Annotated in this window: 17 protein-coding genes; 13 read left to right on the top strand and 4 right to left on the bottom strand. The window is 54.0% G+C overall.

The genetic code is table 11. The features are described 5' to 3' along the window. Positions 1 to 2: 2 nt before the first annotated feature. Positions 3 to 1,163, bottom strand: coding sequence for a D-alanyl-D-alanine-carboxypeptidase/endopeptidase AmpH (gene ampH / locus V5P19_RS11890; protein WP_334403446.1), 1,161 nt, complete (start codon positions 1,161 to 1,163; stop codon positions 3 to 5). A 330-nt stretch (positions 1,164 to 1,493) separates the two neighbouring features. On the opposite strand from ampH, the gene V5P19_RS11885 reads away from it, so the two are divergent. From V5P19_RS11885 to V5P19_RS11875, 3 genes are all read left to right on the top strand, one after another. Then, complete coding sequence (locus V5P19_RS11885) at positions 1,494 to 2,027, top strand: isochorismatase family protein (protein ID WP_334403445.1); 534 nt, start codon at positions 1,494 to 1,496, stop codon at positions 2,025 to 2,027. Between the two features lie 116 nt (positions 2,028 to 2,143). Then, a complete protein-coding gene (sbmA, locus tag V5P19_RS11880; protein WP_334403443.1) occupies positions 2,144 to 3,364 on the top strand; it encodes a peptide antibiotic transporter SbmA in 1,221 nt (406 codons plus the stop codon). 14 nt (positions 3,365 to 3,378) lie between these two features. Then, positions 3,379 to 4,476 carry a DUF1615 domain-containing protein gene (locus tag V5P19_RS11875; protein ID WP_334403441.1) on the top strand — a complete coding sequence of 366 codons (1,098 nt, stop codon included), beginning with the start codon at positions 3,379 to 3,381 and terminating at the stop codon, positions 4,474 to 4,476. Between the two features lie 2 nt (positions 4,477 to 4,478). Here V5P19_RS11875 and V5P19_RS11870 read toward each other — a convergent pair whose 3' ends face one another. Next, a complete protein-coding gene (locus V5P19_RS11870) occupies positions 4,479 to 4,787 on the bottom strand; it encodes a DUF2755 family protein (protein WP_334403439.1) in 309 nt (102 codons plus the stop codon). A gap of 248 nt (positions 4,788 to 5,035) precedes the next feature. Between V5P19_RS11870 and V5P19_RS11865 the strand changes: the two genes are divergently transcribed. After that, positions 5,036 to 5,272 (top strand): DUF2754 domain-containing protein, encoded by a 237-nt coding sequence (locus V5P19_RS11865; RefSeq protein ID WP_334403437.1) that lies wholly within the window; start codon positions 5,036 to 5,038, stop codon positions 5,270 to 5,272. On the opposite strand, the gene ddlA is transcribed toward V5P19_RS11865, so the two are convergent. Further along, complete coding sequence (ddlA, locus tag V5P19_RS11860; RefSeq protein ID WP_334403435.1) at positions 5,269 to 6,369, bottom strand: D-alanine--D-alanine ligase; 1,101 nt, start codon at positions 6,367 to 6,369, stop codon at positions 5,269 to 5,271. The genes V5P19_RS11865 and ddlA overlap by 4 nt on opposite strands. Before the next feature lie 101 nt (positions 6,370 to 6,470). Here ddlA and V5P19_RS11855 point away from each other — a divergent pair, with 101 nt between their 5' ends. From V5P19_RS11855 to adrA, 6 genes are all read left to right on the top strand, one after another. After that, complete coding sequence (locus V5P19_RS11855; protein ID WP_334403433.1) at positions 6,471 to 7,154, top strand: extensin family protein; 684 nt, start codon at positions 6,471 to 6,473, stop codon at positions 7,152 to 7,154. Between the two features lie 169 nt (positions 7,155 to 7,323). Beyond that, positions 7,324 to 8,538 (top strand): multidrug efflux MFS transporter, encoded by a 1,215-nt coding sequence (locus V5P19_RS11850; protein ID WP_334403504.1) that lies wholly within the window; start codon positions 7,324 to 7,326, stop codon positions 8,536 to 8,538. 211 nt (positions 8,539 to 8,749) lie between these two features. Continuing rightward, on the top strand, positions 8,750 to 9,010 hold the full coding sequence (iraP, locus tag V5P19_RS11845) for an anti-adapter protein IraP (RefSeq protein WP_334403431.1): 261 nt from the start codon (positions 8,750 to 8,752) through the stop codon (positions 9,008 to 9,010). 99 nt (positions 9,011 to 9,109) lie between these two features. Continuing rightward, positions 9,110 to 10,525: an alkaline phosphatase gene (gene phoA / locus V5P19_RS11840; RefSeq protein ID WP_334403428.1), complete on the top strand. Its 1,416-nt coding sequence runs from the start codon at positions 9,110 to 9,112 to the stop codon at positions 10,523 to 10,525. A 92-nt stretch (positions 10,526 to 10,617) separates the two neighbouring features. Then, positions 10,618 to 10,938: a phosphate starvation-inducible protein PsiF gene (gene psiF / locus V5P19_RS11835; protein ID WP_334403426.1), complete on the top strand. Its 321-nt coding sequence runs from the start codon at positions 10,618 to 10,620 to the stop codon at positions 10,936 to 10,938. A gap of 102 nt (positions 10,939 to 11,040) precedes the next feature. After that, entirely contained in the window at positions 11,041 to 12,144 is a 1,104-nt protein-coding gene (gene adrA / locus V5P19_RS11830) for a diguanylate cyclase AdrA (RefSeq protein WP_334403424.1), read from the top strand. 16 nt (positions 12,145 to 12,160) lie between these two features. Here the strand turns inward: adrA and proC are convergent, their stop codons facing one another. Next, positions 12,161 to 12,970, bottom strand: a complete 810-nt coding sequence (gene proC, locus V5P19_RS11825) for a pyrroline-5-carboxylate reductase (RefSeq protein ID WP_334403422.1) — start codon at positions 12,968 to 12,970, stop codon at positions 12,161 to 12,163. Between the two features lie 96 nt (positions 12,971 to 13,066). Between proC and V5P19_RS11820 the strand changes: the two genes are divergently transcribed. From V5P19_RS11820 to yaiA, 3 genes are all read left to right on the top strand, one after another. Then, on the top strand, positions 13,067 to 13,525 hold the full coding sequence (locus V5P19_RS11820; RefSeq protein ID WP_334403420.1) for a YaiI/YqxD family protein: 459 nt from the start codon (positions 13,067 to 13,069) through the stop codon (positions 13,523 to 13,525). A 144-nt stretch (positions 13,526 to 13,669) separates the two neighbouring features. After that, positions 13,670 to 14,194, top strand: coding sequence for a shikimate kinase AroL (gene aroL / locus V5P19_RS11815; protein ID WP_334403418.1), 525 nt, complete (start codon positions 13,670 to 13,672; stop codon positions 14,192 to 14,194). Positions 14,195 to 14,237: 43 nt separating this feature from the next. Continuing rightward, positions 14,238 to 14,429 (top strand): protein YaiA, encoded by a 192-nt coding sequence (yaiA, locus tag V5P19_RS11810; protein ID WP_334403416.1) that lies wholly within the window; start codon positions 14,238 to 14,240, stop codon positions 14,427 to 14,429. Positions 14,430 to 14,567: the final 138 nt, after the last annotated feature.

Here is a 14,567-nt window from a genome sequence, read left to right as displayed (position 1 = left end):
GGCTAGTTAGATGCCGTGAGTACCTGCGCTTTATTGGCGCTCAGCTCAGCAACTAAGTTATTGATGCCATCACTCATATTGACGAAGCGTGTGTTTGGGGAGCGGGTGACCACCACAAAAGCGCCCACGTTGGACTGCGGAATCATTGCCATATAGGTAATGAATCCGCCGCCGCCACCGGTTTTCTGGATAATCCCCGGGCGACCATTTTTCGGGGCCATGTAGACCCAGCCCATGCCGAGTGCATCAGCTTTGCCCGGTACGTCCATACCGATCACGCGTTGCAGTTGGCTGCGCTGATAAATGAGTGTCTGCATGCGATCGGCCTGCGGGCTGCGGGCATAAAAATCAGAAGAGAGGAACTGCTGCATCCAGCGCATCATGTCGCCAGGCGTGGAATAAACGCCACCGCTGCCGATGGCGGCGAGAGTGTTATTGCATGGACTGGCACCTTTCTCGGCGACCATCAGACGGCGACACTGATCCGGAGAGGGAGTAAAGGTGGTGTCTTTCATACCCAGCGGACGGGTAATCTGCTCTTCGAAAAGCTGGGTATAGGGTTTTCCGGCTGCCGTAGAGAGTGCATCGGCCAGCAGGTCAAACGCCAGGTTTGAATAAGATGCCTGCGCGCCCGGCGCGGACTTGAGCGTGGCGGTACTCAGGTAGTTCCAGCGCTGTTCGCGCGTTGGCCAAACAAAGACAGCCCTGTGCGCTGCGCCACCAGGCTGTTCACGCGGCAGGGCGCTGGTATGGGTGGCGAGGTTCACTAGGCGAATAGGCTGACCCTGATACGTCGGAACGCGTGCGCCCGGAGGCGCATACTTGCTGAGCGGATCGTCGAGTTTCACTACGCCCTGATCGAGCATTTTTACCAGCATTTCGCTGGTCATCAGCTTGGAAATCGACGCAATGCGGATAACGGAATCCAGCTGCGGGTGAATGTTATTGCCCGGTCGCGTTTCACCGAAACTGCGGAACACGCGCTGGTTACCATCGATGACGACCATCGCCATTCCCGTTGCGCCACTTCCATAATAAATCAGGTTCGCATAGCGATCGGCAATATCTGAAGCCAAAACCGGGGCCGTCAGCGGCTGTGCTGCCTGGGCGGTAGAGAAGCACACCGCACACAGCGCGGCGAAAGAGAGCAGACAACGTTTCAACGAAAAGCATCCATCAAGTAAATAAAGAAAGTTAGGGATATTTATACTACTAATCGATACTGGGCAAAGGTCCGAATTACATTACGATAGCGAGAAAAACGTAACCATGGGTAAATATGCACAATTTACTTGCAACTCACTTCCCATTTTGTGACATCGGGCTGATACCCGTCATACTTCATGTTGCCTTTGGATTGGCTGCACTCACTCACCCCAGTCACGTACTTGATTCAGTTCCTGGGGGGTTCCCTCCTTTGCCGTCTTCATGCAACGCGAATTATTTAGGGTATATGATAGAGACCAGGGTCACGTAAACTTGCGGAGAAAGGTATGACTGAAAAGCGTGTGGTTATGGTTATTGATATGCAGAATGGCGTGTTCGAAACCCCTCGTCATGAGCGTGAAAAATGTGTCTCGCGCATCAATCAGCTTACGCACGCGGCTGACACGGTTATTTTCATTCAGCATACCGAAGCGGGAGGGCTGGAAGAGGGGAGCGAAGGCTTTTCGTTGCTGCCTGAGCTGAGCCAGCCAGAGGGCGCGCTTTACGTGACCAAGACTGCCTGTGATGCGTTTTATGGTACGACGCTTGAGGCGCTGTTACGCGAGCAAGGAATTCGTGAATTTGTCATCTGCGGTTGTGCCACCGATTACTGCGTCGACGCCACCTTCAAAAACGGCATTAGCCGGGGATATCACATTACCGTCGCGCAGGACGCTCATACCACTTCCAACCGCCCGGCTGCGGAAGCAAAAATTCTGATAAGCCACTACAACGACGTCTGGCGTGATTTCATTGCGCCGGCGAATCCCCCCGCGGTGAAACTCACCGAAACAATTCTTGAAAACTGGAAAGCGAACTAATAATAAACCCTCGGGTCTGACCTTTTTGCCCGGGCCGGGAGGCTGGCCTGTGGCAGTATTTTCGTGTGGTGATGTGTTGAACGCAGCAACAGCCATAACAACAAGAAGGAAGCACAATGTTTAAGTCTTTTTTCCCAAAGCCGGGGCCATTTTTCCTGTCGGCATTTATTTGGGCACTGATCGCTGTCGTTTTCTGGCAGGCTGGCGGTGGTTCGTGGTTAACACGCCTCACGGGCGCGACGGGCGACGTTCCCATCAGCGCGGCCCGCTTCTGGTCACTGAGCTACCTGCTGTTTTACGCCTACTACATGGTATGTGTCGGGCTATTTGCCCTGTTTTGGTTTGTCTATTCTCCGCACCGCTGGCAATACTGGTCGATTCTGGGTACGTCGCTGATCATCTTCGTCACCTGGTTTCTGGTGGAAGTGGGGGTGGCGGTTAACGCCTGGTATGCACCCTTCTACGATCTGATCCAGACCGCGCTAAGTGCGCCGCACAAGGTGACCATAAATCAGTTCTACCATGAGGTGGGGATTTTCCTCGGCATCGCCCTTATTGCGGTGGTAATTGGCGTCATGAATAACTTCTTCGTCAGCCACTACGTTTTCCGCTGGCGTACCGCCATGAACGAACACTATATGGCGCACTGGCAACACTTGCGTCATATCGAAGGTGCCGCACAGCGTGTGCAGGAAGACACCATGCGCTTTGCCTCTACGCTTGAAGATATGGGGACCAGCTTTATCAACGCGATTATGACGCTGATAGCCTTCTTGCCGGTGCTGGTAACGCTCTCCGCACATGTCCCAGAACTGCCGATTGTTGGCCATCTGCCGTATGGTCTGGTGATTGCCGCAATCGTCTGGTCACTCATGGGAACAGGGCTGCTGGCGGTGGTTGGGATAAAACTGCCGGGGCTGGAGTTTAAAAATCAGCGTGTCGAAGCGGCTTATCGTAAAGAGCTGGTGTACGGCGAAGATGATGCCAACCGTGCATCTCCGCCAACCGTACGTGAACTCTTTGGTGCCGTACGACGTAACTATTTCCGCCTCTATTTCCATTACATGTATTTCAACATCGCGCGCATTCTTTACCTGCAGGTCGATAACGTTTTCGGTTTGTTCCTGCTGTTCCCGTCGATTGTTGCAGGTACGATAACGCTGGGCCTGATGACGCAGATCACCAACGTCTTCGGTCAGGTGCGCGGATCGTTCCAGTACCTGATCAGCTCCTGGACTACGCTTGTCGAGCTGATGTCCATCTATAAACGTTTACGCAGCTTTGAACGTGAGCTTGATGACAGAGACCTGCAGGAAGTGACCAATACTTTTAGCTAATACAGGGAGTTGCTATGTCTTTTGCCGTACCGCGTGCCTTATCGCTGTCCTTACTCGCGGCCTTTGTGCTGGCGGGGTGTGCCGAAAAAGGGGCTGCACCGCTCAAAAAAGGTGAGAAACCCGTGGATGTGGCGAGCGTCGTGCGGCAAAAAATGCCCGCAACGGTGAAGGATCGCAACGCGTGGGCGGACGCGCTGGCAAAGACCTTTGAAAGCCAGAAGATTGCCCCCACCGAGGAGAACATCTGCTCGGTGCTGGCCGTCGCTCAGCAGGAGTCGATGTACCAGTCAGACCCGTCGGTCCCGGGTCTGAACAAGATTGCCTGGAAGGAGATCGATCGCCGCGCGGAATCGATGCATATTCCGGTTTTCCTGGTGCACACCGCACTTAAGATCACGTCGCCAAACGGTAAAACCTACAGTGAACGGTTGGATACGGTCAAAACGGAGAAACAGCTGAGCGCTATCTTTGACGATCTGATCAGCATGGTGCCGATGGGCCAGAAGCTGTTCGGCTCGCTGAACCCGATGCATACAGGTGGACCAATGCAGGTAAGCATCGCGTTTGCTGAGAAACACACCGAGGGTTATCCGTGGAGCATAGACGGTACGGTGCGCCAGGAGGTGTTTTCCCTGCGCGGTGGACTGTGGTTTGGCACCTATCATCTTCTGAACTATCCAGCGAACTACAGCGAGCCGCTGTATCGCTTTGCGGATTTCAACGCGGGTTGGTACGCCAGCCGTAACGCTGCGTTCCAGAGCGCGGTTAGCCGCATGAGCGGCGTTAAGCTGGCGCTGGACGGCGATCTTATCGCCTATGGCAGTAGCGAGGCGGGGACGACCGAGCAGGCGATTCGGAAATTGTCGACAAAGCTTGGCATGAGCAACAGCGATATCCGCCATCAGTTAGAAAAGGGTGACAGCCTGGCGTTTGAGAAAACGGATTTGTATCAGAAGGTCTTTGAGCTTGCGGAACAGAAGAGTGGGAAGGCGTTGCCAAGGGCTATTCTGCCGGGGATTCAGCTAGAGAGCCCGAAAATCACGCGTAATTTGACGACCGCATGGTTCGCAAAACGCGTTGACGATCGACGGGCTCGCTGCATGGCGTTGTAGCTTCAAACCGAGTGACGGCGACGCCAGCGCAGAACCAACCCGACAACACCCAAAATCACGCAGCCTGCGAGGAAAGGAATGAGGCCAAACAAGGTACTCACCCCAAAACCTATCTCAACCCGCGGGCGTCCGCTGTCCTGTACCTGCATCAGATGTTCATAAACGCCTGGTGCATGCACCAGCATATTAAGAAACTGCGTGCCTGCCCAGAAACAGAACAAGACAAACAGGGCGTAAGCGATATTCCCCGCTGTGGAGGTTTTTGGTTGTTTGCCGCCAAAAATCGGTTTCGACAATGTGAAATCAGCCATGAAGACCTCCCGAAATATCACTCTGTGCAATACGCGTTGTACAGGGGAAGTTTGACAGGTCACAGCATTTGTCAATATCAGAATCGTGGTAATTTACCGTCAGGATTTCTCCTGGATTGCCGATTTCTGCAGCACATCACAATTTTGTTACTTAAGTGAAATAGCGTTGCGTTTCAGATTTTCCGCATCTGCCACAGACCCGGGCATAAAACTGTGAGAGGATATCTTTTTTCCTTGCCGGAGTTGTCATGAAGCTCACTTCCAAACTACGCCGTGACTGGCATTACTACGCCTTTGCCATTGGGCTGATTTTTATCCTTAACGGCGTGGTGGGGCTATTGGGATTTGAAGCAAAGGGCTGGCAAACCTATGCGGTAGGGCTGGTGACGTGGGTGATCAGTTTCTGGCTGGCAGGATTTATCATCCGCCGCCGCCCTGAAGAGGCGACAGCGGATGAGGCGGAAACGGCAAATAAAGCCGATTAACCGTTTACTGAACTTTTGAGCGCGCTGTCGGCAGCATGTCGCTCCAGCGCGAGCTCAATCAGGCGGGTGATGAGTTCGGGATAGCTGATACCGCTGGCCTGCCACAGTTTTGGATACATGCTGATGTTGGTGAAGCCTGGCAGAGTGTTGATTTCGTTGATCACGACCTCATTTTCCAGCGTCAGGAACACGTCAACGCGGGCCATGCCGCAACAGCCAAGCGCCTGATAAGCTTCAACGGCGATCGCGCGGATCTTATCGTTGATGGCCGGATCGATAACGGCGGGCACCACAACCTGTGCGCCTTTGTCATCAATGTATTTGGTGTCGTAAGAGTAGAAGTCGCTGTTTAATACCACTTCCCCGCAGGTACTCGCCTGTGGGAAATCGTTGCCCAGTACGGCACACTCAATTTCACGGCCTTTAATACCCTGCTCAACCACCACTTTATGGTCAAACTCAAACGCCAGACGGACGGCGTCGGTAAACTGCGCTTCGCTTGTTACTTTGCTGACGCCCACGGAAGACCCCTGGTTTGCCGGTTTTACAAACAGCGGTAAACCCAGTTGGGCGCTCATCTGCGCGAAGCTGTACTTATCGCGGTTGGCGCGGGTGAGGGTGACAAACGGGGCAATATTTAAGCCGGCATCGCGCAGCAGGCGTTTGGTGACGTCTTTATCCATGCAGGCGGCAGAGCCGAGCACGTCGGAGCCAACGAACGGCAGGTTGGCCATGCGAAGCATCCCCTGCAAAGAACCGTCTTCACCCAGCGTGCCGTGCACGATGGGGAAAACGACGTCGATCTGCGTCAGCGCCCTGGCATTTCCGGCGTCGATAAGCTGTCCCTGAACCACACCGGGTACGGCTGCGACGCTAATTTCAGAGGGATTAAGGGCGATATTCGCCGGATCGTCAGCATTTAACAGATACTGGCTGGCATCATTGATATGCCACTGGCCCTGTTTATCAATGCCCAGCAGCACCACATCGAAACGGTTTTTATCAATCGCATCGACAATATTTTTTGCCGATTGCAATGAAACCTCGTGCTCCGCTGATTTTCCCCCAAAGACAATACCTACGCGCTGCTTTGCCATCTCACACTCTTCCAGTCTGACGAAAAGCCAATAACATACCACGATGCCCTGCGGGTTTCGCGGCCTTCTGCCATAATGTTTGGGGACGCAGAGGAGGGGGAGTGAAAGGAAAAAGCCTGCTGACAATTATCATCATGGTGGCAATAGCAACGGTGGGTTACCGCTGGTTGCCGTCTCACTACAACCCTTTCAAACCGCTTACGCTTGACGACCCACCCGGTAAAATCACCCAGTATAAACTTCGGCATCTCTCGCCTGACGCGTGCGAAAACTTGCTGTTGCAGGCCAATCAAAGGCGGCTTATCCGTACGCAGCCTGTCACAGACGCTGGCGGAGATTGTCCGCTTAGCAACGTGGTGCGCGTGCATGACTTCGGTCCGGTTAGCCTGAACAGCAGCTTCCTCTCCAGCTGCCCGCTGGCCATGAGCACCGCACTGTTTGTCAGCCAACAGGCGCGACCCATAACCAAAGCCATGATGGGCAGCGAATTGATTCGCATTGAGCATCTGGGGAGCTTTGCCTGTCGGAATATTTATCACCGCCCTGACGCGCGACGCAGTGAACATGCGACGGCCGAGGCGCTGGATATCAGCGCGTTTCGTCTGGCAAACGGTGAGCGGGTGACCGTATTACGCGGCTGGAAGTCGACGAAAATGCTGCCGTGGCTTCAGGCGCTGCAGGCGGCAAGCTGCGGGTATTACGGGAATACTCTGGGGCCGGACTATAACGCGGCGCACGCCAACCATTTTCATCTTGGAATGCGGGGATTTGGACTGTGCCGTTAAAGCATAATCTTCCGCCAGAAACTGGATGATTTGTGACTTGTTTCACAAATATGATGACTGGGAAGATAAAACACCAAAGTCTGTCATGCCGCATCTCTGGCGCTACGTGGATGCGCGTAACTTGCTAATCTGTCGGCGAATTCGCCTAAAAATGAAGACTATTTCTGTTATGGAATCCTGGAAAGTTAACCTCATATCGGTCTGGTTTGGCTGCTTCTTTACCGGGCTAGCCATCAGCCAGATATTGCCCTTCCTGCCGCTGTATGTATCCCAGCTGGGGGTCACCTCTCATGAGGCCCTCTCCATGTGGTCAGGGCTGACGTTCAGCGTCACGTTTCTGGTTTCCGCCATTGTATCGCCGATGTGGGGCAGCCTCGCGGATCGTAAAGGGCGCAAGCTCATGCTGCTGCGCGCCTCGTTGGGCATGGCGATAGCCATTTTGCTGCAGGCCTTCGCCACCAACGTCTGGCAGCTGTTCATCCTGCGGGCGATCATGGGGCTGACATCCGGATACATTCCCAACGCCATGGCGCTGGTCGCCTCTCAGGTGCCGCGCGAGCGCAGCGGCTGGGCGCTGAGTACGCTCTCTACTGCGCAAATTAGTGGGGTCATCGGGGGGCCGCTGCTGGGAGGCTTTCTGGCAGACCATGTTGGCCTGCGCGCGGTATTTATCATTACCGCGATTCTGCTGGTGGTCAGTTTCCTGGTCACGCTCTTTCTGATTAAAGAGGGTGGGCGGCCTGTGGTGAGCAAATCAGAACGCCTGAGCGGCAAGGCCGTTTTTGCTTCGCTGCCGTATCCGGGCCTGATGATTAGCCTGTTTGTCACGACAATGGTTATCCAGCTCTGTAACGGATCGGTTGGCCCCATTCTGGCGCTGTTTATTAAATCGATGGAGCCGGACAGCAACAATATTGCCTTCCTCGCCGGGATGATTGCGGCGGTGCCTGGCGTCTCGGCGCTCATTTCTGCCCCCCGTCTGGGAAAGCTGGGCGACAGGATCGGCACGGCGCGTATCCTGATGGCAACGCTGATTATTGCGGTCATCCTCTTTTTCGCGATGTCGTTTGTGACCTCTCCGCTTCAGCTTGGCGTGCTGCGCTTCCTTCTGGGGTTTGCGGATGGCGCAATGCTGCCCGCGGTGCAGACCTTACTGGTAAAATATTCGAGTGACCAGGTAACCGGCCGTATTTTTGGTTATAACCAGTCGTTTATGTATTTGGGCAATGTCGCCGGTCCGCTGATTGGCGCATCGGTGTCTGCAATGGCGGGCTTCCGCTGGGTGTTTGCCGCAACGGCGGTGGTGGTCTTGCTGAACATTATTCAGCTGGCGTTTGCGCTACGCCGTCGCCGTCAAATTGCCGAGGCAAAAGGGGCGCGGTAAACCGCTGAGAGATACATTATATATTCTTATGGCGGCCACATTTTAATATAACGAAATGTGGTCGTTTTTTTATAGGAAAACGTTTCGCTGATATCCTGAAGTATCTATTTTGGCGGCAATGTCACTTTTGCATAAGATAATACTTTTCTCCTCTTTGCATATTTCAATGAGAATGCTAATTTCAGAAAAAATCACATAAGGAAATAGCACGATGAAAAATCTGATTTCTGAGTTGTTGCTCAAGCTTGCACAAAAGGAGGAGGAGTCAAAAGAACTGGTCGCCCAGGTTGAAGCGCTAGAAATTGTTGTCACTGCGCTGTTACGTCAAATGGCTGAGCAAGACCAGCAGGCACTGATCAGCAGCGTTGAGGGGGCGTTGGACAGCGTCAGGCCTGATTCACAGGTACCGGTTCAGGATGCAGAAATGCTCCACCAATACGTAAAAAAGCTATTAAGGCATCCTCGCACCTAAACCGTCACGGAACATAACGGCGTGTCATAGAAATGTCATGCAGGTTGCCTATAGTCGCTCTGTTTTTATTTTTATGTATTTGTACATGGAGAAAATAAATTGAAACAGAGCGCACTTTTCATCGCATTACTTCCCCTGTTAATTACCCCTGTTATTCATGCAGACACCACAAATACTCAGGTGCTGGATAATCGTGCGGCAAAAGGGGATATCACCCAGCCTGGCGGTGCACGCCGTTTGTCAGACGATCAGACTGCAGCCATTCGTGCTTCGCTAAATGAGAAACCGGCTAAAAATATCATTCTGCTGATTGGCGACGGCATGGGCGACGCCGAAATTACCGCTGCGCGAAATTATGCCGAGGGCGCAGGCGGCTATTTTAAAGGTATCGACGCGCTGCCGCTGACCGGACAATATACCCATTACGCCCTGGATAAAAAAACCGGTAAACCGGATTACGTAACGGACTCGGCCGCGTCTGCAACGGCGTGGTCAACTGGCGTGAAAACCTATAACGGCGCGCTGGGCGTCGACATCCATGAAAAGGATCATCAAACGATCCTGGAAATGGCTAAAGCGGCGGGGCTGGCTACCGGTAACGTCTCTACCGCAGAGCTTCAAGATGCCACGCCAGCGGCGCTGGTCTCACATGTCACCTCGCGAAAGTGCTACGGCCCGTCGGTGACCAGCGAAAAATGCCCCACCAATGCGCTGGAGAAAGGCGGAAAGGGATCGATTGCGGAGCAACTGCTCAATGCCCGTCCTGACGTAACGCTGGGTGGTGGCGCCAAAACTTTCGCAGAAACGGCGACTGCCGGCGAGTGGCAGGGCAAAACGCTTCGGGAACAGGCGCAGGCACGCGGATATCAACTGGTAAACGATGCGACCTCTCTGGCCGCCATTACCGACGCGAATCAGGATAAGCCGCTGCTGGGGCTGTTCTCTGACGGCAATATGCCGGTACGCTGGGAAGGGCCGAAAGCGTCTTACCACGGCAATATTGATAAGCCTGCGGTGACCTGTACGGCAAACCCGAAGCGTAATGACAGCGTACCCACGCTGGCGGCGATGACGGATAAAGCCATCTCTCTGCTGAGCAAGAGCGAAAAAGGCTTCTTCCTGCAGGTGGAAGGCGCGTCAATCGATAAACAGGATCATGCGGCTAATCCGTGCGGTCAGATTGGTGAAACGGTCGATCTGGACGAAGCGGTGCAGAAGGCGCTGGCGTTCGCGAAGAAAGACGGTAATACCCTGGTGATCGTCACCGCTGACCATGCGCACGCCAGCCAGATCATCCCGCCGGATACCAAAGCGCCAGGCCTGACGCAAGCACTGAACACCAAAGATGGCGCGGTAATGGTGATGAGCTATGGCAACTCTGAAGAAGAGTCGATGGAACATACCGGAACGCAGCTGCGCATTGCGGCCTACGGCCCGCATGCGGCAAACGTGATAGGGCTGACCGATCAAACGGATCTGTTCTTCACCATGAAAGCGGCCCTCGGACTGAAATAAACGCAACGCCCGGCGGAAATCGCAACCGTCGGGTGGTTTTTTTCCTGGCACCAACCAGACTTAGAGTGGAACTTCACATAAAGGATGGTGCAATGAAAACAACAATTCTGGTTACCCTACTCTCCGGCGTGTTCCTGATGGCCTCAGCGAACGCGGCAGAAAAAACCTTAACGCCTCAGCAACAGCGCATGACCACCTGTAATCAACAGGCCACCGCGCAAACCCTGAAAGGCGATGCCCGCAAGACGTATATGAGCGATTGCCTTAAAAATGGCGCATCGAAACCCGCGGAGAAAAGTCTCACGCCGCAGCAGCAAAAAATGCGCGAATGCAACGCTCAGGCCACGCAGCAGATGCTTAAAGGCGACGATCGCAGCAAGTTCATGGGTGCGTGTCTGAAGAAACAGGCGTAGTCCTAACGGGTGATTCTCTTCCGGGACTCACCCGAAATTTCATACTTTCCCCGGAATGCCCCTCTCTATAATTTGGGAAAATGTTTCAGAATATTCCCAAAAATGATGAATGATGAAATCTATTACAACAAACAGAGCATTCGGGAAGAATGGCATGATCAACTTTTTCTCGAAGACGCATACCGTTCCGGCATTGGATTTGCCCGGCGGGTAAGGCTGGCACGCATTGTTGGCCTGACAGCCCTGTTTTTCCCTATCGCCGGGATTTTGGTGACCCATTTTCACTCCGGTGGCTGGTGGCTGCTGCTGGTGGGGTGGGCGTTTATTTGGCCACATCTTGCCTGGCAACGCGCCTGTTGCTCTTCTGAGCCACACGGTAGCGAGATGTTTAATCTGAAGGTAGACGCCACGATAGCCGGCGTCTGGATTGGCCTGATGGGGGTCAACGCTATGCCCTCTGCCGCACTGATCGTGATGATCGGCATGAATACCATGGGCTCGGGCGGTTTACGGTTCTTCCTGACCGCTATCACGCTGACCCTGCTTTCAGCGTTGGTCTCGCTACAGCTGACTGGCAGTCTTATCCAATTTTCCTCTGAGCCGCTGGAATGGTGGCTCACGCTCCCGATTCTGATGTTATATCCGGTGCTTTTTGCCTGGCTCAGCCATAAGACGGCGATCCGGCTGGCAGAGCATAAGCGGCGGCTTCAGTTGATGAGTACCCGTGACGGGATGACCGGCGTGTACAACCGACGCCACTGGGAAACGCTGCTGCGTAATGAATATGAAAAGTGTCGTCGCAGCCACTGCCAAACGACAATTCTGCTTATCGATATCGATCACTTCAAAAGTATTAACGATACCTGGGGGCATGATGTGGGTGATGAAGCGATAATTGCTATTACGCGTCAGCTGCAGATGTCGCTGCGTTCGTGTGACTCTATCGGCCGCTTTGGTGGCGATGAGTTTGCGGTGATTATGTCAGGAACCCCTGCGGAAAGCGCTTTTACCGTGATGTCACGCGTTCATGAGCGCCTGACAACCATGCCTCTGCCCGGCGCGCCATCCGAAAGATTACGCATCAGCGTGGGGGTTGCCTCCTGGAGGCCACAGTTTACGCATTATCGCGAATGGCTGAAAGCCGCAGATGTGGCCCTCTATAAAGCCAAGAATGCCGGGCGGGGGCGGACCGAGGTCGCCGCCTGATGCCCGGCAGGGCCGATCAGGACTTACTCAGTTTCTCTGATTTTTCCATGCATTTTGCCATCGCTTCGATGACCGCCGCACGGAGGCCACGCTCTTCCAGCACGCGTACGGCTTCAATCGTCGTACCGCCCGGCGAACACACCATATCTTTCAGTTCACCCGGGTGCTTGCCGGTTTCCAGTACCATTTTTGCGGAGCCCATGACAGCCTGGGCGGCAAACTTATACGCCTGCGCACGCGGCATCCCGCCAAGTACTGCCGCATCGGCCATCGCTTCAATAAACATGAAGACATACGCGGGGGCAGAGCCGCTCACGCCGACAACGGGATGGATCATCGACTCGGCAATCACTTCCGCTTCACCGAAGCAGCGGAAAATGTTCAGAACATCGGCTACGTCCTCGGTCGTGACCAGGGCATTTGGCGTGACGGACGTCATCCCGGCGTTGACCAGGGAAGGGGTATTAGGCATCGCCCGCACGATTTTACGGTCATGTCCCAGCGCGCGAGCCAGCTGATCGAGCGTAACGCCTGCGGCGATCGAGACCACCAGCGTCTCTTTGTTCAGGCTAGAGGTGATCTCGCTCAGGACTTTGATCATGATGTTCGGTTTGACGGCGCCAAACACGATATCCGCCACCTGAGCAACGTCCTGCGCGCTTTCGGCTGCATTAATGCCATATTCATCACGCAACGCCGCAACTTTGTCAGGTGATGGGGTATAGACCCAAATCTGTCCAGGCAGGACCTGCCCGCTGGCGATCAGGCCGCCAAGAATGGCTTTGCCCATGTTGCCGCAGCCGATAAACCCGATTTTCTTCTCCATCACGTCTCTCCGTTATTAGGCGTTGTTGTCTCTATTGATAGCTTAACAACGAAATGCAGGCGACAATAGTCGCCAGTGTCATTATGGGGAGACAACATGGCGATTTGGGTGGATGCGGACGCCTGTCCGAATGTGATTAAAGAGATTTTGTTCCGCGCGGCTGACCGCGTGCAAATGCAGCTTACGCTGGTGGCGAACCAAAATATTCGCGTAACGCCGTCGAAGTTTATTCGTTCTCTGCGCGTGCCGGCAGGGTTTGATGTAGCAGACAATGAAATTGTGCGCCTGTGCAGCGCCGAGGATTTAGTGATCACGGCGGATATTCCACTCGCGGCAGAAGTGCTGGAGAAAGGGGCCTCTGCGCTTAACCCCCGGGGTGAGCGTTATTCGCCAGCGACGATCCGTGAAAAGCTCACTATGCGCGATTTTATGGATACGATGCGGTCCAGCGGTATACAAACCGGTGGGCCGGACAGCCTGTCTCAGCGCGACCGCCAGCAATTTGCCGCGGAGCTGGATAAATGGCTGCTGGAAGTGAAGCGCCGCACGGCGTAATGATAATTATTGTCAATTTGTGGTACAGTATGGCCTCCACAGGGTTGTCATCCCGTACCGCTTTGCAGTAAAGTAAACGCAACATCTTCTGCAATCATTTCTTTACAGTCTTCAGCCTTCCGGCATCAAGGGGAACACCTGGTTATGAACCAACCCATCTTTTTAGTTGGCTCCCGCGGCTGTGGGAAAACCACCGTTGGTCTGGAACTGGCGCGCGTGTGCCAAAGTCAGTTTGTCGACACCGATCGCTGGCTGCAGGACAATGCTGGCCAAACCATCGCAGAGATTGTCGAGAAAGAGGGCTGGGAGAGCTTTCGCGCGCGCGAAACAGCCACGCTGGAAGCGGTAACGGCGCCCGACACCATTGTTGCCACCGGAGGCGGTATTATTCTGGCCGAGCATAATCGGCAGTTTATGCGCGAAAAAGGGATTGTGATTTATCTCTGTGCCCCGGTTTCGACCCTGGTCGCGCGTCTGGAAGCCTTTCCGGAAGAAGGTCAGCGCCCTGCACTGACCGCGAAACCGCTCAGTGAAGAGGTGAGTGAGGTGCTGGCCGAACGTGACGTGTTATACCGTGGGGCGGCTCATCATATTGTGGATGCCTCTGCGTCGCCCGAGCAGGTTGTTATTCAGATTATTACCCTCCTGCGTTTGGCTTGCGCGAGCTAACCGCCGTCTATACTGATAGCTCTGACATAAAAAAGGACGAGCTATGCCGACCAGACCTCCCTATCCGCGTGAAGCGCGCATTGTTACCGTCGAAAAAGGTAATGCCGGTCAGACCGTGACCTGGTATCAGCTGCGTGCAGACCATCCAAAACCTGACTCGCTGATCAGCGAGCACGAAACCGAACAGGAAGCGCTGGATGCGAAGCAGCGCTATGAAGATCCTGACAAGTCCTGAAAAGGATTCTTAAACGGCCTAAAACTCTACCCCAATCACACTTTTTACTCGTCGTGAATGTTAAGCAGGAGTTAATATTTAGTTATTACAGGTAGATTCGGAAAGGCAGGGCGATCTTTACATTTCGATGCAGAGATC

Origin of the sequence: Enterobacter sp. UNJFSC 003, from assembly GCF_036903355.1 — a bacterium.
GTDB lineage: Bacteria > Pseudomonadota > Gammaproteobacteria > Enterobacterales > Enterobacteriaceae > Enterobacter.
This window is presented reverse-complemented; position numbering and strand designations above follow the sequence as displayed.